The organism is Dyella sp. AD56, assembly GCF_002878475.1.
In the GTDB taxonomy this organism is placed as follows: Bacteria; Pseudomonadota; Gammaproteobacteria; order Xanthomonadales; family Rhodanobacteraceae; genus Dyella.
In genome coordinates, this window is record NZ_NRDP01000007.1 from 198,375 (window position 1) to 216,681 (window position 18,307).

Genomic DNA, 18,307 nt, shown 5'->3' on the forward strand with positions numbered 1-18,307 from the left:
TGGATGGGCGTGGCATGATCGACATCGAATTCCCGGATCAGGTTGCGCTGTCGCCTGAATACCTATCCGTTGCTCGTCGCGAGATGCAAGATGCGGACGTTGTCGTTTTCTCGCATCCATGGTGTTTTCCTCCCTTGGCGAACGACCTTAAACCTGAGCAGCTCGTCGTTTATGACGCACACAACGTGGAGTCCGTGTTGCGTGTTTCGTTGCACGACGACCTGCCACAGGCGGCCCCATTGCTGCAGTCGGTGGTTGCGACCGAAGCCGCCTTGCTCGCGCGTAGTCAGCTGGTCTACTGCTGTTCTGGTGAAGAAGTGGTGCTCTTCCAGAAGATCTACGACGTCGCACCCGGCAAACTGCGCGTCGCGCCAAACGGCACGTTTACTCGTCGCTTCCGCCACGATCTGATAGCGCTCCGCGCCAAGGCATTAGAAGCGCTTTCAGCCGATGAGCGCGGTCGCAAACGCGTCATCTTCATGGGAAGCCAATATGGGCCCAACGCCGAAGCGGGACGTTTCATCGTTGATGTCGTAGCGCCAAGAACTCCACAAGCGACCTTTGTTCTGGTTGGCGGGGTGGGCGAGCCTTTGCTTGCTTCCGGTAGCCTGCCAGCAAACGTCGTATGCACGGGTATCGTTGATGACGAACGGAAGTGGGAGCTTCTGTTGTCGTCGGACATTGCCATCAATCCGATGTTTTCCGGTGCCGGAACGAACGTCAAGATGTTCGATTTCCTTGCGGCGGGTCTGCCGGTGCTGACTACGCCTGTTGGTGCCAGGGGCATCGCGGATGAGAGTACGGCAAAGGGAGAGATAGCCGTCCAATCGAAGGAACAATTTGTTTCCGCGCTCGCGAGCCTGCTGAAAGAGGGCGTGACGGATGAGCGCCGCCATACCTGCCTGGCGCTGGTGGAGCGGCGTTTCAGCTGGGAGACCATCTCGAAGGGACTCGGTGACGCACTGCGTTATCACGCGGCAGAACGGGTGACGGCGAAGCCTGCCGTGCTCATGCTGTCTACCTGGGGTGTGGCGTGTGGTATCGCCGAACACGCACAGTACTTTGCCGAAGCATTGCGCGAAGCCGGTGCCGAGGTTGTCATCTTCGGTAATTCGTTGCTTGGGCACGAGCCAACAGGCGTGATGCCCGAGCTTCGCTTTCCTGTGACGCGTGGCTGGCATTGGGATAACCGGACGTGGCGAAGCAGCCAGGTCGACCTGGTTGCGTTCAATGCAGCGATGGCGGCGGTCAAGCCGGTTCTGGTGGTGTTGCAGCACCACACCGGCTTCATGGGGGTAGGTGACTACGCGCAGATTGCCGCGGAGGCGCGCAAAAGAGGCGTGCCGGTCGTGATCGAGTGTCATGACGCTGCGCATTTGCAGCCCGGTGAGGCGGCACTTCTGGCTGAGGCGGGTGCTACCGTGGTGGTTCACAGTCAGCGCGAAGCCGAGCGCCTGGGTAACAAAGCGAACGTCGTGGTATGCCTGCATCCTGTCCGCACGGGGGCGTTCTCGTCGCAGAGGCCGGTAACGGCGGAGCAGGGGACTGATGCGCCCTTCGTGCTGGGCGGTTTTGGCTTCTTCCGCGATTACAAGGGTATCGACATTACGCTCGATGCAGTGAAACTGCTCCGGCGGAAATACCCGAACCTCACCTATCGCGGCTGGCACGCGATCTATCCTGGGGAAGAGCAGTCGGACTACGTACGTGAGTGCCTGGCTTTCACGCGACGGGAGAAGCTCGATGGTGCAGTGACACTCGATACTTCGTTCGCCGACATCGAAGAAGTCATTGACGGCCTTTCCAGATGTGATCTCGTAGTGCTGCCCTATGCTCCTTCGAATGAAGGTGCCAGTGGCGCAGCCAACATTGCGTTGGCGGCTGGCGCTCCATTAGTTATTTCCGATTCCAAGATTTTCTCCTCGCTGCGTCATGTGGCGGCCGTCGTTGAGCCGCGAAGCGCCAAGGCTTTTGCCGATGCTATCGACGGCCTGCTGATGGATGGACCAAAGCGGCATGATTTGACCACGCGCGCCCGTACTTGGGCGGAGAGCAACGATTACGTTGCGATGGCTCGCAAGTTCTTGGAGCACTCGACGCTTGCCGGGGAACAGCAGCCCGTTGTGGCGAAAATCCGGCGAGCGAGCTGACCCTCTGCCGAATCCTGTGCAACTCTGCCCGTATTCTGGGCCGGGCGGGCAATATGCTTTCCGGGATGGCAAGGAGATTCAACCCGAACTCAAGGAAGACGTTTATCGGCTCTACTGCATGCTTGCGGAGACTGATATGGAGCAATCCAAGGTCGACAAGATCGAGTTCATCCAGGCGCTGCGAGGGATCGCATCGTTGCTCGTGGTGTTCTGGCATGGAAGCCGATTCTTTGCCCCTTACGGCGAAGGTTGGTCCGGCGTTCTCTTGAGGCCCGCAGCGCCCTTTGGCGTAGATCTGTTCTTTCTGATCAGCGGCTTCATCATGTTGGTTACGACAAGACGAAGCGATGGTAGCAAGGGCTACGTCGCTACGTTCTTCATCAAGCGCTTCGCACGCATATGGCCGGTCTATGTCATCGCCACGGCTATCCTGCTGCTGCTGATCTCCTACCGTCGTGAACCATTCCTCTCATGGCATGGATTTCGCCATCTGGTGGAATACTTGTTCTTTCTCCCCCTGCACGGCCCTAATGGCGGTGATCCTGGCGTTGTCATTCCCGCGTTGTCCGTGGGGTGGACGTTGAACTACGAGATGTACTTCTACGCCGTTCTCGCCGCGTCGCTGCTCTTCGGTCGGGCGCGTTGGCTCGCGTTCTTTCTGTGGATGGCGTTGACCCTTCTTGTCATTCCAGGCGTGTTCTCCGCAACGCCTCTGTCCGTAGATCCGTCTGTCAATTATCAGTTTCACGGCTATCTGCGACTGGCGACCAATCCCATCATTTTGTTGTTCGCTGCAGGAGTGATCATTGGCATCATTTACGACACCCGGTTGACGATTGCTAACCCGTTCTATGGGCGGCTTTCGATTTTTGCGGTCGTATGCATGGTCATCTTTCAGTACTGTTCTGGGTTTCGTGCGGATCACGGCCTCTTCAACTGGGGCCTGACCTTGGTGCCGTTGATGTTGGTGCTGGCGCTTGCTCTCAAGACGATCGACTGGGAGGTCTCTCGCCCTTTGCTGTATTTGGGTGACATTTCCTTTTCGTTGTATCTGTTTCACCCCATCGCTCAGGAGTGGTTCGATAGGTACAACGTCCGTCTCAGTGGCACAGGGCCACTTGCAGGCTTTGCCGCCTTCTTTATCACTTCGGCCATCGCGATCGTTCTGGCGTGCCTGTCCCATCGCTACCTGGAGCTTGGCGTATCCAATCGCATGAGGGATGTGTTGTTGCGGCCGATGCGTAAGAATAGACTTAGGCGCAACGAGTCATTGACCGTTGCGCCGTCCATCAAGGAGGTCGCCTGACTTGCTTGAGTCTGAGGGCAGCACAGGATCGTGCGATGGAGAGCGTGCATGGTTATTGAGGTCTTTTGATGAATATGGGTCAGCACGACTGTGTGTTTTCGCTCGGTACGAATTGCGAAATTGCATACAACCTGAGGGCGTATTTCGGCGATCTCAGCACGGGACTCCTGGACTGGTTCATCACCCCGCTGGCAGCCCTTCCTGCCCTGGTGAGATCTGGATTCCAGCTGGTCGACGAACGCTTTGCCGAATCGCTGCGCCACGTGGATGTCGACAACACGGACAGTGTCATTCACGGGCCGACGGGCATCTTGCTGCATCACGCTTTCACCCGGGGCGAAAACCATCGGATCGCTCCCCACTGGCGGGATGAAATTCAGCAAGTCGCGGAGAAGTACAGGTTCCTGGGCAACCGAATGGATGAAATGCTTCGCGCATCGCGCAAGCCAGCCCTTTTCATCAATCGGACGGGTTGGTATGACCCGATGGACAGCGTTGTTCTAGAGGAAACCCATCAGCCAGTGATTTATCTGCGCATCATCGATGCGTTCCGCGACGCCTATCCGTCTGCGGATCCGCTGTTTTGTATCAGCAATGGAGATCCTGCGGCGGTGGATCGGGTAAAGCGTAGGTCCGATGTGCGCGTAGCTTCGGTGAATAACTATGGCGAATGGCATGAAGGTGCCGTCGATCACTACGCGGGATGCAAGCGTGGCTGGGAAGAGGTGCTGAACGCTTTCATGGAAGAGAGGATCGAGGCGAACTGAGAGCGCGGCCACATTTCTGGGTGGCCTCCAAAGCAGATCTGCTATCACGTAACGGCGAAGACCGCGGTTTTGTGGTCTTCCATTGGTGGTGATTTCCGCCAGCTTGTCGCGCCGGGGACACCTGATTTGGGTGTCCCGCTTGTTCGCTGAGCAGCGTCGGAAACTGGAGACCAAGTCGGAGGAGTGAGCTATGCCTTTTAGTTGGTGGAGAAAGGCGGCGGGGGCCGCAGAGGCCGCGGAGGCGTTGCCTGCGGAAACGGACCTGTTTGGCGATGGACTGTGCTGGGTGGACGGCCTGCCAGTAGCCTCAGGGTTCGAAGATCTGTATCTGCCCGACCGCTTTCGATGCATAACCGGTCTTGCCTCCTGCCGTTACTGGTTGAGCGGTGCGATGGCATCCGACCCCTACCTGCTGGTCCGGGCGCTTCCCGGTCAAGCGCGCACGCGACTCGCGCTTTCGCTCAACGGCATGGAGCTCGACCCGCAAGACATCCCCTCCTATGGAACCTATTACTTCCCTTTGCCGGCGAGCCTTCGGGAAGGGCTGGCAGAGGGAAGTGTCGATGTCCGCCTTCGGGTACTCGTAGGCGATGAATATCGGGAGGACGCGAGCGCTTGCGTCTATGAAATCAAACTTATTGACGTAGAGAAGGACGAGTTTCCGGACCGCCACGCGTTCCGCGAGAAGCTGGGGTTGTTTTCGCCGGATGGCGGCACGTTCTACGAAATGCTGTCTCAGCAACGCTTCTCCAAGGGAGATCGCTTGCTCGAAGTGGGTTCTGGCGAGGGCCACCTAGCCTGTCTGATGAGTGCTTACTCGGGCGCATCGGTAACCGGTATCGATGTGATCGAGTATGAAAAGCCCGGGTTCCCATCTGCGCGCCAACGCCTCACGAAAGAATTCGAACTCCAAAAGTCACTGTTGAGAGCGGTGCATGGACTCGAGTCCATGGCAACGACGATGGGGCTGCGTGGCGTGATGGAGCGGACTGCACATCTCACCATGAGTGCCGAGGAGATGGCTTTTCCCGATGAGAGTTTCGATTTCGTCTATTCGTTGAATGTCATGGAACACGTTCCTCATCTGGAACGTGCTTTCAAGGAAATCTATCGCGTGCTTCGTCCTAGCGGCCGGGCATTGCTTCAGTTCTCGCCGTTGTACTACTCAGATAGCGGCTCGCATTTGCCGGCCACACTCGGATACAACCAGCCGTGGGCGCAGTTGGTGATGACTCCCGGTGAGATCAAGCAAGCCATCCTCGCGTCCGGCGGCGTGCCAAATGAAGTGGACAACATCCTTGCCAGCCTAAATGGGCGTGGGGCGCAGAGCTACTACGCGGCTGTTAATGCATCTGGTTTGAACGTGGTTTTCCACCATGCGGTGCGTGGATTCACCCTTCCCGGTGCAGGCGAGTCTGCCGAGTACAAGCGTCTGCTTGAGCACCATAGTGAAGAAGACCTCACCACCATCGGTATGACCTGGGTGCTGGAGAGACTCGCAGGTACCGCTTAAGCAGTTAAAGCTGCCAGGGCCGGCAGTGGTCTCGTGCTTATACACACTGGATTGGCTTCAGTGCATTGCGCATACGATGGGTCTACCTCAGCCACTCTAGTCACAGGGGGCGTTGCGTAGCGCGCCTCCTGTGACTAACACCGTTGCTCAGGGCTGCGGCTGGTCCGGTAGTAGCTGGACCGAGCCATTGGCACCGACTTCGATAATGTCGCTGCTGTGCGGCACCTGCATACCGTGCTCGCTGAACCAGTAAAGGCCTTCCTGCACGAGGTTGGCTTCCAGCCGGTACTTGCCGGCATGCGGCGGAAGCTGCACTGGGACATCGAAGCGGCGCGCGCCGCTCGCAGGAATGTCAGAAGTAACCTCTTGACGAGGATCCCAGGCGAAGTACGGGGCGAACGTTTCTCCGACGGGCACAAAACGCCACGAGAAGCCGAGCGGATGCCCATCATCCGAGATTGACGGCAGCATGGCAGCCGAATGATTCGTGAGCTCGAAAGTGACCATCAGTTGGCCGTTCTGAACTTGCAATCTGCTAATGGTCAGGCTGATATTGCGTACCACTTCCTCTGGCAACTTGCCACTGTAATGCGTGCGCTGCGGCAGCTCGTCGCGTGGCGTGCACTTTGCCGAGCCACCTATGACAACAGCGCGCTTCACAAGGGACGCATAGCTCTCGTAACTGGCATTGGCAAACGTCGCGTAGCGGATAAACCGGTTGTTGACGATGGCACAGGCATCGATGCCGGGATCGTTAAATCCAGTGGGCACGTTGCCTGAGTAGCCGTTGAGGGTCGCGCGATCAATGGCCTGAGAGAGACGCATGCCATCGATCTCGTTATCGAACGGCCGCTCGCTGTTCTCGTTGGGTATGTAGATGATGGCATCCTTGGGAAGGTCCTTGGGCACCAGGGCAAGTTGCGCTGCGAGACGCTCGCGCAGGTCACGGATCGGTACCTTCACGGTGAAGTAGGCAGCGTACTCAGCCACCATGAACACGGCGATGAGTACAGCGGCTCCGATCGCCACGTAGCGCTTGCGCTGGGCTTCCACCAGGGAATCGACGCCAGACCCCACCAGCAGCGCCAGCGGGAAGACCATGACGAGCCCGATGCGAGCGATGGCCCGGATCGCGTTGGCGAGGGGGAGCTTGTACAGCAACACATAAATGCTGTGGTGGTGGATGTCTAGCGTCAGCACCACAAGGAACAGTAGAGCGACGAGGGCCGTCAGGGTCTGGCGATTGGGCCGGCGAAACACGCCCAGGATGGCGAGCAGGTATGCCGCCGCGCCAAAGAACATCTGGTGTTCCCAGCGGACCGGGATCCGCTTGATGTGGTCGCTCAGCTTGCCCCAGATCATCGAGCCGTCCGCCAGGAAGTAACTGGAGGGGCGGGGCAGCATGCTTTCGATGACGTCGTAGGTACGGCCAAAGCCATACATCTTGGAGTAGTGCATGTACGGATAGAACAGCGCTATCAGGGCGATGAAGCACGCGGCCATGACGGCGACCGGTGCGACGTTTCGCTCGCGCCACCCCTCGCACATGCTGTGCAGCAATGTCCGATACGGCCTGCCGCTGGCTGGCGGGAAGATGGACATCGCGACAAAGTACGCTAACAGCGTCAGCAGAAGAAAGTAGCCGAGGTAGATCGAGCCGTAGAACTGCACGGTGACCCACACGGCCACGACGGCCAGTTGCTTCAGTCGGCCTTCTTCGAATAGGCGCTGCCAAGCGAGAATGGCCAGGGGAATGGCGAAGCGGTAATCCAGCTGCGCGTGTCCGTGCCTTGCACTGACGTTGAACGCAAACGTGTACACGAACGCACCGATCGCACTGCCCTTGGCGCTGACACCCATTTTGCGAAGGGCGTAGTAGCACGCGGCGAAATTCAGCGGGGCGGCTAGGACATACCACGATGCGAATGCCGATTCGGGGTCGAGACCGATGAGGCGCAGCACCACATAGAACGGGCCGGTGCCGAAGTGGTTATCGCTGAAGGTGAGCGTGCCTGGATACGGAAAAAAGATCTCCGGACTCCACAGGCTTGAATCCTTGCCTATGACCCAGCGATAGAAGTGCTCAAGAATGATGTTGTTGAACCGCGCATCGCCCATGTCACCGGGAATGGACTGCAGGTAATCCGTCTGACGCAAGGTAACCAGCACGAAGCCGAGCAGAAGGAAGCCGAGCGGCCACAGGAATTCTGACCGCCAGTGCCAGCTTCCATGGTGGGGAGGCCTGGCTGGTGAGGTGTGGGCAGCTTTGTTCATGGGTTCCTTACGCTTTCGATCCAATTCGTGGCTACTGGCAACGCCCGAAGGCGTTGCGCAGGCTAGTGCCGGGCTTAGCGCCCGATGGGATAGTGTTCGAAGCCTTGCTCGGTCATGCTTGAGGGTTCATAAAGATTACGGCCATCAAACACGATCGGAGCCTTCAGCAGCGTCTTGAGCTCGCCGAGGTCGGGGGAGCGGAACTCCTTCCACTCCGTCACGATGACCAGGGCATCTGCCTCGGCGACGGCCTCGTCGGGTGACTTGACCAGTTTGAGGCCCGGTTGGTCACCAAAAACACGGTGTGCCTCTTCGAGCGCGACGGGGTCGTAAGCCGAAACCGTCGCTCCGCGCTCGATCAGGTCGGCAATCAGTACGCGGCTGGTCGCGTCGCGCATATCGTCGGTATTCGGCTTGAAAGCCAGGCCCCAGATGGCGAAGTGGCGGCCCGTCAGGTCATTGCCGAAGCGCTTGCAGATCTTGCTGGTGAGCACGCGCTTTTGCGCGTCATTGGCTTGCTCGACAGCATGCAGCACACGCAAGTGCTGGCCAGCCTCCTCCCCCGACTTGATAAGTGCCTTCACGTCCTTCGGGAAGCAGGAGCCGCCATAACCGCAGCCGGCATACAGAAAGTGATAGCCAATACGAGGATCCGAGCCAATGCCATGGCGCACCAGTTCGATATCTGCGCCCAGCTTCTCAGCAAGCAGGGCAAGTTCGTTCATGAAGGAGATGCGGGTGGCCAGCATGGCGTTTGCCGCATACTTCGTGAGCTCGGCGGAGCGCACGTCCATGATCACGACCTTGTCATGATTGCGCTGGAACGGCGCATAGAGCGACTTCATCATGCGAATGCCGCGTTCATCGTTGGCACCGACGATGATGCGGTCGGGCTTCATGAAATCTTCGACAGCAGAACCTTCCTTGAGGAACTCCGGGTTGGAAACCACCGAATACTCGATTTGCATGCCACGCTTCGTCAATTCATCGGCGATGGCTGCCTGCACTTTATCAGCCGTGCCAACGGGCACCGTGCTCTTATCGATGACCAGCTTGTACTCGGTCATCAGTCGGCCGATGTTGCGTGCGGCTTCGAGGACGTAGGTAAGGTCCGCTGAACCATCTTCATCCGGCGGTGTGCCTACGGCAATGAACTGGGCGGTGCCATAAGCCACTGCTTTCTCGATGTCAGTGGTGAACTGCAGGCGGCCCGCCGCTACGTTGGATGCGATGACCTTGTCCAGGCCCGGCTCGTGGATGGGGACGCCGCCTTCCTGAAGAATGCGAATCTTCTCGGGATTGACGTCAAGGCACAGTACGTCATTGCCCATCTCAGCAAGACAAGCGCCCGTCACCAGGCCGACGTATCCAGTTCCTACTACAGTGATCTTCATGGGGACATTACCTGCCGACCGAAGCGCCGGTCGCCTGAAAGTGAATCGAGAGCCCAGTCGCTGCATGGTGCAGGGGCTCGGCATACATGTTGATGATGTTCTGGTCCGAGGCAGCGCTGGCGCGACAGTCGTAGTTGGAAGAACCAACGTACAGCTTGGCGCATACGTCACAGGCCGGGGAGGCGAGCTGCCGCACTCCGCAAGAAACTCGCCTCCGAAGTGCGCTGTTACTTACAGCGGTAATCGACATCGGTCGTGCTGTTGCGGAACGGATCAGTAAGTGCGTCCGAGTAAGCGCCCATCAGCAACCGGTGCTTGGGGAGCAAATGGTTGCGGAAGAACCGGCTGATGGTGGCCAGGCGGCGACCCTTGTCGGTCAGCAGAACGCAGCCATCATGAATCTCGATGGTGCCGGACTCCAGTTGTTCGGTAAGGCGCACGTCAACCAAGTGATGCTCCTTGACGTACTCCTTGGTGAACACGTCCTGGAATGCGTCCTCGCGAATACCGCCGCCGCGCTGCTCCAGCTTCTCCAGAATGTAGAAGGAGAGCGAACGGTCGAGCACGGTAGGTACGGAGATGGCATAGCCGTAGCCGAGCAGCAGCCAGATGACTACGAGTTGCAGCTTCTCGACGAGGCCAAGCACTTTGAACCAGGGGAGCGCCCACAACAGGACGCCGCACAGCAGCGTCGCAATGACGCCGTCGAGGATGGCGCTGTAGAAGACGACATTCACCCGAAGATAAAGTGAGTGAACGACGTAAGTGGCCAACAGGACGATCACGAAGACGGTCGTGATCGCAACAATGCGGCTGATCTTTATTGCTTGAATACCCAATGCTTTCCTCCGAAATAACTGCACACCATCTGCAAGAACGTTCCAATCAGGAAGCCGATGCGATAGTCAAGGCCAGCCAGATCTGACCAGACGAACAGCACGGCTGCTTGCATTAGTGCAAGCACTGCGTAAAGCAACCAGAATCTCGCCAGCTGATGCCAGATGGACTCCGCCCCCTCTGGGAACACGAAGTAACGGCTACCCAGGAAGGATGCCGTAATGCCTAGAATGGCTGCGATGAAATTGGCCACGCCCGCAGAGGGTATGTGGGCCAGGTGAATGCAGGCACTAAGGGTGCCGTAGCTGACGCAGGTGGCAACCAGTCCGTTGATGAGATACCGAATCGGCTGGTGTCTTAGAAGGCTAGTGATCGCTATGGTCATGAGTCGTCGCGAACACTTGGTCAATCAACAGGCGGTAATCCAGTGGCAGGACGGTGCTGCTGCGCGTGATGCCAGTGAGCATCAAGGTCATTAGCGTGATCGCACCGGTCTGCAGAAACACCAGCAGCAAAAGCCCAAGGACCACCGAGAACCAGCCTGGCGTCGCATAGCCGATCATCTTCAGGACAACGGCGGCCGAACTGCCGAGCAGAGACAGGACCGCCACCGCGGCGCACGCAATGCCGACCCGGACGAGAACATCCTCGGCAAAGATCATCAGGCCCTTGAAGCCATGCAACGCCAGGCCAACAAAGTTCATCTTGCTCTTGCCTGCATAGCGGGGACCACGGTCCAGGGCGCAGGTGCGCCACCGCAAGCGGGAAACGAGCACGGTACCGGCCACATGAGTGGCCAGCTCCCCCATGGACGACAAGCGGCGCACGGCAGCCCCGTTCATGGCCATGAAATTGCCGAAGCTGATCTTGCGCCCGGTCAGCAAGCTGAACAAATACTTGTAGACCACGTAGAAGGCTTTGAAGCGTAGCGTTTCAACGCGACTCCTGCGCTCGGCGACGACCACGTCCACTTCGGAGTTATCGAGTTCGTCGAGTAGGCTGGCGATGGTTTCCGGAAGGTCTTCACCGTCGGAGTCCATGACGACAACGCGGTCGATATCGCTGAAATGGTCGGCGACGTAGGATAGGCCCACCGCAATGGCACGCTGGTGCCCCACGTTGCGCTTGAGCCTGACTACCGTGCCATGAATACCGGCGTCATTCATTCCCTTCGGCGTGAGCGGCTCGCGAACCGAGCCATCGTCGACAGCCACGACATGAATTTCTCTGCCGCAGGATTTCGCCAGCTCAGAGAAAAGGATGGATGACGCCTCCGTGTCTTCGAACACCGGCGTAACGACGATGAGCTTGGGATGACGCATGTGCTATCAAGCCTCAAGACGCTTGCGGAAATAGGCCACCGTCTCCTTGAGGCCGTCATCAAGCGAAACCTTGGGGCTCCAGTCAAGCTTTGTCTTGGCCTGCGTGATGTCCGGCTGGCGCTGCTTGGGATCGTCGCTCGGCAGCGGCATGTGGGTGATCTTGGATTTTCCGCCCACGAGCTTGATGACCTTTTCGGCCAGCTCCAGCATGGTGAACTCGCCCGGATTGCCGATGTTGATGGGGCCGGTGATGTCCACCGCGCTATCCATGAGCCGGCGCATGCCTTCAATCAGGTCGTCGACGTAGCAGAAGCTGCGCGTCTGCGTGCCATCGCCATAGATAGTGATGGGTTCGCCCTTGAGCGCCTGCACGATGAAGTTGCTGACCACGCGGCCGTCATTCGGGTGCATGCGCGGACCGTACGTGTTGAAGATGCGCATGACCTTGATTTCCAGCTGGTGCTGGCGCCAGTAGTCGAAGAACAGCGTTTCTGCGCAGCGCTTACCTTCGTCATAGCAACTGCGGATACCTACGGGGTTGGTACGGCCCCAATAGGATTCCGGTTGCGGATGGACCTCGGGATCGCCATACACTTCAGACGTCGACGCCTGCAGGATACGTGCGCGAGTGCGCTTTGCTAGTCCAAGCATGTTGATGGCGCCATGGACGCTGGTCTTGGTGGTCTGCACCGGATCGTGCTGATAGTGCACAGGCGATGCCGGGCAGGCGAGGTTGTAGATCTGCTTGACCTCGACGTAGAGTGGGAACGTAACGTCGTGACGCACGAGCTCGAATGACGGGTGCCCGATCAAGTGACGGATATTGTCTTTCGAGCCGGTAAAGAAGTTGTCCACGCAGAGGACATCATGTCCCGCCTCAATGAGGCGGTCGCACAGGTGCGAACCCAGAAACCCCGCGCCGCCGGTTACCAGAATCTGGCTCAAAGTGTTCTCCATGTTTGAATCGTGAGTGATCGAAGAGCTGCCGCGGTCCGCTTCAAAGCAATTTGCGCTCGTCCGCCGGGCAATAAAAGACATTGTCGCGTTGACCCGACAACGAAATTCACCTATCCCAATGCCCCAAAGTAAAGCGCAACATGTTACTTGAGTCCGCGGGGGCTTGCATCGTAGGGCGGTCCCATGACAGTCAGTGAAAGTAACAGTTAGAGGACATCGGGCAAGGCTCGTGGTTCGGACCCTGGGCGTTAGTCAGGGTCCAGGGCCCAGCTTTGCGTCCCTGGCGTCACGGCGTCGATGAGGAGACTTGGTCGGGGGCGTAGGATTCGGTTGGTGCTGTCGCTTAACTTACGAATGCCGCCGAAATATCTTGCCGATCCCTTTGCATTGAAGGAACATATGGACTGGGGAATTTCGGGGTTACGGTGTGAATCAGTCAGCCATGGACGTCGAACAGGCGACGGTAAGTCGGTTTTGGGCCAATGAAACCCAAGTCCGCTGGTCCGCAGAGACCCGCAATATCGCGCTTCTCGTCGTGCTGACGGTACTCGCCGCAGTATTTTCTTGTGTGCATATCTATTCGAAGCACCTGAATGGTCCACCGATACGCTCGGACGGATTCGGTTACTACGCATATCTTCCTTCGGTCTTTATTGACCACAGTCTCGAACTCTCCTCGGCATTGAAGAACATGCCCGAGGGGGCGACCTCCTATGCGGTCGGTATCAATCCGGTCAACGGGACGGGGCGAAACTTCAATAAGTACGCCGTCGGGACCGCCTTACTGCAGTCGCCCTTTTTTCTGAGTGCGCATGTCCTGGCAGGCGTCGCGGGTGAGCCGCAGACTGGCTACTCCCGGTTCTATCAGATAGCGAACACGGTATCTGCCATCAGCTACCTGTGCATTGGGATGATTTTCCTCTTCTATGCATTGCGTAGCAGCTACTCGGCGGGCGTTTCGCTTGTGACCGTAGCGCTGAGCGTTTTTGGAACTAACGTATTCCACTATGCGACGTATGACGCTTCGTTTAGTCACGTTTACCAGTTTGCTCTCACCTCGATACTGCTCTATCTGCTGATGACAGCGCGCCGAAGTGGCGCTCGTCCTCGCCGCGGGTGGGTGGTGGCCGTGGGTGTGGTGACCGGGTTGATTGCGTTGACGCGCATGACCAATGCACCGTTTGCCTTGCTGACGATCGCGTTCTTCGTGGAGCGTTGGTCTAAGGACCGAGACCTAAAGGCTTTCGTCGCCGATGGTCTTTTGGCAGGTGCCTGCGTACTGCTCGTGCTGTTTCCGCAGCTGCTGTACTGGAAGCACCTGACTGGCCACTGGTTGGTCAATGCGTACACGGTGGTGGGAGAGGACGCCAAGTTCTTCTGGACCCATCCCGCGCTCCTGGATTTCCTTTTCAGTATCCGCAAAGGGGCACTGCTATGGACTCCACTGCTTATCCTGGGTGTGATTGGCCTGCCTGCGCTGGCTCGGCGCCAGGGCATGCTGGGTTGGGCGATGATTCTGGTGTTAGCGTTGCACGTGTACATCTGTGCCAGCTGGTATTGCTGGCCGTTTGGAGGCAGCTTCGGTAGTCGCCCGATGGTGGACGTCATGCCGATCTTCGCCATTTCAGCCGCCATGATCGTCAATCAGCTGGCGACGCCCCGGCGTGTGGCCATGCTGACCTGCTTGGTAGCGGCGCTGGTCCTGTTGAACTGGGCGCTGATGTATTCCTACTGGCATGGTTTCATTCCGTTCGATGAAACGGATCTGGCTACGCTCCTGAAGCTGCCGGCTCGGCTTCGCGCCGAATTCTGAGAGCGTATCCCGTCGGTAAGTGCCACTCTGTCGTGGAGCGCTTCCGGTTGCGTGGCGGCGTGCCTCCAGGGGATCGGCTGCCTGTGCGCTTTGATGGTGCCGGAGAGATGCACATCGCCCCGGCCTCTTCGGCGTTACGGCAGTTCGGTGACCGTTGCCTTGGTAAAGGCGAGGCCAAGATGCCTGTTGTCGGTGTTTTCGACGGTCTCTGCCGGAGACGCAGGGAGAGTTGCGAAGGCAACCTCAATCGTGCCGCAACGCGAACCGCCGAAGTCCTCGCGATGAATCTCCTGTGTCGGCTCAGTCCACACGGTGCTGCCCGACTCAATTGCTAGGTGGCGATCGTTTCTTGACCGGAGTCAGCGAGCATTGCCGCTCGCTGACTCCTGCAAAGATACCCTAAGGGTGGGCGACCGCTGTGCGCGATGACCGCCCATCACGCAACGCCGCGGACTTTAGCGGCGTATCAGGTCCGCGATCTCGGCGGTCCGCTGTTCCATCAGGGCGATGTCGCCGCGTGACTCCACATTGAGGCGCAGCAAGGGCTCCGTATTGGAGCTGCGAAGGTTGAAGCGCCAGTGACCGAAGTCGGCGCTCACGCCATCGGTATGATCGAGCACGGGGTTTGCGCTGGCATAGTGATCCAGGACGCGAGCGATAGAGGCCTTGGCGTCCTCTACCTTGAAGTTGATCTCGCCGCTGCAGGGGAATGCAGCCATGCGGTCTTCGACCATCTCTGCCAGCGATGTGCCAGTAGATGCCACCAGACTGGCGATGAGCAGCCAGGGAATCATTCCGGAATCGCAGTAGGCGAAGTCACGGAAATAATGATGGGCGCTCATCTCGCCACCGTAGACCGCATTCTCAGCACGCATGCGCTCTTTGATGAACGCGTGGCCCGTCTTGCTCATCACGGGAATGCCACCGGCCGCCTTCACCATTTCGATCGTGTTCCAAGTCAGTCGAGGATCGTGAATGATCTTGGCGCCGGGATGCTTGCGCAGCATGGATGCGGCAAGCAGGCCTACTAGATAGTAGCCCTCGATGAATCGGCCATTGGCGTCAAAAAAGAAGCAGCGGTCGAAATCGCCGTCCCAGGCGACACCAAAGTCCGCGCCGTGCTGCACGACGGCCTTGGCGGTGTCCTCTCGGCACTCCGGCAAGAGTGGATTGGGAATGCCGTTGGGAAAGTTGCCGTCAGGTTCGTGATGCACGCGGATAAATTTGAACGGCAAGTGTGGAGCGAGTGCATCGATGACGAGGCCTGCTCCGCCATTGCCGGCGTTCACGACGATCGTGAGAGGTTTAAGCGTATCCCGCTCGATGTAGCCAAGCAGATGTTCGACAAACGCTGAGCGATTGTCTTGGGCGCGTTCGTTACCTGTGAGCGGAAGATCCGGAACGGGATCTTCGCAGGCGTCACGAATGGCGAATAGGCCGGAATCTCCGCTGATGGGGCGCGCGCCTTCGCGGACCAGCTTCATGCCGTTGTAGTCCATGGGATTATGGCTGGCCGTGACCATCACGCCACCAGCGGCGCCCAGGTGCGCAGTCTGGAAATAGACCTCTTCGGTACCGCCCACCCCGATGTCGATCACATCACGCCCACCGCGTCGCAGACCCTCAGACAGGGCTGCCTGGAGGGCCGGACTGCTCAGGCGTACATCCCTGCCAAGAACCACCGGGCCGGGGCCCAACTGGTTGGATAGCGCAAATCCAATCCGCTGCGCCAGGGTCTCGTTGAGTTCGTCGGGTACCCGGCCACGAATGTCGTAGGCCTTGAAGCAGCGAAGATCCATGGGAGTAATGGTCCTTGAAGCGTGTGTAGATGTAAAAAAGTGCCGACGCGGAGGCGCCGCTCATTAGCGGTTGGCTATTGGCCCGAAGCGAGCGAGGCTGTGCTGAAACTTCATCGTTCGATCCCGTTCAGTGTATGACGACATCTGCCAAAAGCAGACTTTCAGGGAACGAGAGTATTCAGGGTAAGGGCTTGGGACACCGATGCAAAGCATTGGGTCTTGGAGACATTTGTTTATCAGGCGCTTCTGGCGGTGCGGCAGGGAGGAGCATCGAGAGCACTTACCCCGATCCGGTCGAAGCCCTTTCAGCAGAGCGCTGAAGCGAAAACGGCGGGACTCCGGTCTCCCGGTGCCCGCCGTCCCTGTTACAGGTTATCGCTGTGGTATCAGCCCAGTGCAGACTCAAGTTCCGGAATGATCTTGAACAGATCACCGACCAAGCCGATATCGGCGATCTCGAAGATCGGTGCCTCGCCGTCCTTGTTGATGGCGACGATGGTGCCGGCATCCTTGATGCCCGTCAGGTGCTGGATGGCGCCGGAAATGCCGATGGCCATGTACAGCTCGGGGGCGATGATCTTGCCGGTCTGGCCCACCTGTAGGTCGCTGGGCACGTAGCCAGCGTCGACGGCGGCGCGCGAGGCACCCACGGCGGCGCCTATCTTGTCGGCGAAGGTGTAGATGATGTCGAAGTTCTCCTTCGAGCCCACACCGCGGCCACCGGAGACGACCTTGCTGGCGCTCTGCAGATCCGGACGATCGCTCTTGCCTGACTGCAGCTCGACGAAGCGGGTGTGCGAGGGCAGGGTGACGTCGACGTTCAATGCCTCGACCGGCGCACTGTTCGCACCACTGACAGCGGCAGCCCACGAAGCGGTCCGGATGGTGGCAACCACGGTGCTGCCTGCATCGGCTTCGACGGTGATGATGGCGTTGCCGGCGTAGATGGGGCGCTTGAAGGTATGGCTGCCTTCCACGCTCATCACGTCGCTGACCTGGGCGACGCCCAGCAGGGCGGCGACGCGCGGCAGCACGTCCTTGCCGAACGTGGTGGAGGGTGCGAATACGTGGCTGTAGCCGGCGGCGGCCTTGGCAATCTGCGGCGCCAGCACCGCTGCGAGCGGATGGGCATTCTCAGCGCGGGCAATGGTGAGCACGCGGCTCACGCCTTCGATCTTGGCGGCTTCGGCGGCGATGTCATCGACGTTGCCAGCGAGTACCAGCACGTCGATGGCTTCGGGCTTGATGGCCGCAGCGGCGCTTACGGCGCGCGCGGTGGAGGGGTTCAGCTTGCCGTCCAGATGTTCGGCGATGACGAGGATCTTGCTCATGAGTGTTCCCTCAAACGTGGGGCAGGAAGGCTTTTAGTGAAGAGTCCGGCCATGGATGGCCGGGATCTGATCAGGGATGATCACAAAAGCCCCTTCTGCTTCAGCGTCGCGACCAGTTCGGCCGCATCCTTCACCATCACGCCCTTGCTGCGCTTTGCGGGCGCGGCGTAGTGGGTGGTCTTGAGATGGTCGTTGGCTTCCACGCCCAGCGAAGCGAACTCGATGGTATCGATGGGCTTGGACTTGGCCTTCATGATGTCCGGCAACTTGATGAAGCGCGGCTCATTGAGGCGTAGGTCGGTGGTGATCACCGCGGGCAGTTCCGCTTCGATCACTTCCAAGCCGGCATCGACTTCACGGGTGACCGTTGCCTTGCCGTTGGCGATCTCGACCTTGCTTGCAAAGGTGGCCTGCGGACGGTCCCATAGCGCAGCCAGCATCTGGCCGGTCTGGTTGGCGTCATCGTCGATGGCCTGCTTGCCCAAGATGACCAGGCCCGGCTGTTCCTTCTCGATCAGCTTCTGGAACACGCGGGCGGCGGTCAGCGGCTGCACGGCATCGCCGGTCACCACGTGGATGGCGCGGTTGGCGCCCATGGCGAGGCCGTTACGCAGGTGGGCGGTAAGGTCGGCCGGGCCGATGCCAACGACCACCACCTCTTCGGCAATGCCCTTCTCGCGTAGGCGCAGGGCTTCTTCCAGTGCGATGTCGTCGAAGGGGTTGGCGGAGAGTTTCACGCCATCTGTCACCACACCTGTGCCATCGGGCTTCACTTGAATGCGAACGTTGTAATCCACGACGCGCTTGTAGCCGACCAGAATCTTCATTTGCGGGTCCTTTGAGA

At 58.9% G+C, this 18,307-nt stretch carries 14 protein-coding genes; 5 read left to right on the forward strand and 9 right to left on the reverse strand.

Going from position 1 to position 18,307, the window contains the following annotated elements:
- The first annotated feature begins 14 nt into the window (after positions 1 to 14).
- The 4 genes from DyAD56_RS07020 to DyAD56_RS07035 all read left to right on the forward strand — a co-directional run bounded on the left by DyAD56_RS07020 (position 15) and on the right by DyAD56_RS07035 (position 5,736).
- Entirely contained in the window at positions 15 to 2,150 is a 2,136-nt protein-coding gene (locus DyAD56_RS07020; protein ID WP_158241284.1) for a glycosyltransferase, read from the forward strand.
- Positions 2,151 to 2,286: 136 nt separating this feature from the next.
- Positions 2,287 to 3,456, forward strand: a complete 1,170-nt coding sequence (locus DyAD56_RS07025) for an acyltransferase (RefSeq protein WP_233202316.1) — start codon at positions 2,287 to 2,289, stop codon at positions 3,454 to 3,456.
- A 68-nt stretch (positions 3,457 to 3,524) separates the two neighbouring features.
- Entirely contained in the window at positions 3,525 to 4,223 is a 699-nt protein-coding gene (locus tag DyAD56_RS07030) for a hypothetical protein (RefSeq protein WP_102302030.1), read from the forward strand.
- A 190-nt stretch (positions 4,224 to 4,413) separates the two neighbouring features.
- Positions 4,414 to 5,736, forward strand: coding sequence for a class I SAM-dependent methyltransferase (locus DyAD56_RS07035; protein WP_102302031.1), 1,323 nt, complete (start codon positions 4,414 to 4,416; stop codon positions 5,734 to 5,736).
- 147 nt (positions 5,737 to 5,883) lie between these two features.
- Here the strand turns inward: DyAD56_RS07035 and DyAD56_RS07040 are convergent, their stop codons facing one another.
- From DyAD56_RS07040 to DyAD56_RS07065, 6 genes are all read right to left on the reverse strand, one after another.
- Positions 5,884 to 8,010 carry a hypothetical protein gene (locus DyAD56_RS07040; RefSeq protein WP_102302032.1) on the reverse strand — a complete coding sequence of 709 codons (2,127 nt, stop codon included), beginning with the start codon at positions 8,008 to 8,010 and terminating at the stop codon, positions 5,884 to 5,886.
- 74 nt (positions 8,011 to 8,084) lie between these two features.
- Positions 8,085 to 9,404 carry a UDP-glucose/GDP-mannose dehydrogenase family protein gene (locus DyAD56_RS07045; protein ID WP_102302033.1) on the reverse strand — a complete coding sequence of 440 codons (1,320 nt, stop codon included), beginning with the start codon at positions 9,402 to 9,404 and terminating at the stop codon, positions 8,085 to 8,087.
- A 227-nt stretch (positions 9,405 to 9,631) separates the two neighbouring features.
- On the reverse strand, positions 9,632 to 10,189 hold the full coding sequence (locus DyAD56_RS07050) for a hypothetical protein (protein WP_233202317.1): 558 nt from the start codon (positions 10,187 to 10,189) through the stop codon (positions 9,632 to 9,634).
- Positions 10,190 to 10,224: 35 nt separating this feature from the next.
- On the reverse strand, positions 10,225 to 10,626 hold the full coding sequence (locus DyAD56_RS07055; protein ID WP_102302034.1) for a GtrA family protein: 402 nt from the start codon (positions 10,624 to 10,626) through the stop codon (positions 10,225 to 10,227).
- The gene (locus tag DyAD56_RS07060) at positions 10,607 to 11,563 is read right to left on the reverse strand and encodes a glycosyltransferase (protein WP_102302035.1); all 957 of its coding nucleotides are present in this window, start codon (positions 11,561 to 11,563) and stop codon (positions 10,607 to 10,609) included. The genes DyAD56_RS07055 and DyAD56_RS07060 overlap by 20 nt, the downstream gene beginning before the upstream one ends.
- 6 nt (positions 11,564 to 11,569) lie before the next feature.
- Entirely contained in the window at positions 11,570 to 12,520 is a 951-nt protein-coding gene (locus DyAD56_RS07065; RefSeq protein WP_102302036.1) for a UDP-glucuronic acid decarboxylase family protein, read from the reverse strand.
- A gap of 442 nt (positions 12,521 to 12,962) precedes the next feature.
- Here DyAD56_RS07065 and DyAD56_RS07070 point away from each other — a divergent pair, with 442 nt between their 5' ends.
- Positions 12,963 to 14,333 (forward strand): hypothetical protein, encoded by a 1,371-nt coding sequence (locus DyAD56_RS07070; protein ID WP_146010456.1) that lies wholly within the window; start codon positions 12,963 to 12,965, stop codon positions 14,331 to 14,333.
- Positions 14,334 to 14,788: 455 nt separating this feature from the next.
- On the opposite strand, the gene DyAD56_RS07075 is transcribed toward DyAD56_RS07070, so the two are convergent.
- The 3 genes from DyAD56_RS07075 to DyAD56_RS07085 all read right to left on the reverse strand — a co-directional run bounded on the left by DyAD56_RS07075 (position 14,789) and on the right by DyAD56_RS07085 (position 18,290).
- Positions 14,789 to 16,132 carry a phosphomannomutase gene (locus DyAD56_RS07075; RefSeq protein ID WP_102302038.1) on the reverse strand — a complete coding sequence of 448 codons (1,344 nt, stop codon included), beginning with the start codon at positions 16,130 to 16,132 and terminating at the stop codon, positions 14,789 to 14,791.
- Positions 16,133 to 16,518: 386 nt separating this feature from the next.
- Positions 16,519 to 17,463 carry an FAD-binding protein gene (locus DyAD56_RS07080; protein WP_102302039.1) on the reverse strand — a complete coding sequence of 315 codons (945 nt, stop codon included), beginning with the start codon at positions 17,461 to 17,463 and terminating at the stop codon, positions 16,519 to 16,521.
- Between the two features lie 80 nt (positions 17,464 to 17,543).
- Positions 17,544 to 18,290 (reverse strand): electron transfer flavoprotein subunit beta/FixA family protein, encoded by a 747-nt coding sequence (locus tag DyAD56_RS07085; RefSeq protein ID WP_102302040.1) that lies wholly within the window; start codon positions 18,288 to 18,290, stop codon positions 17,544 to 17,546.
- Between the last annotated feature and the right edge of the window lie 17 nt (positions 18,291 to 18,307).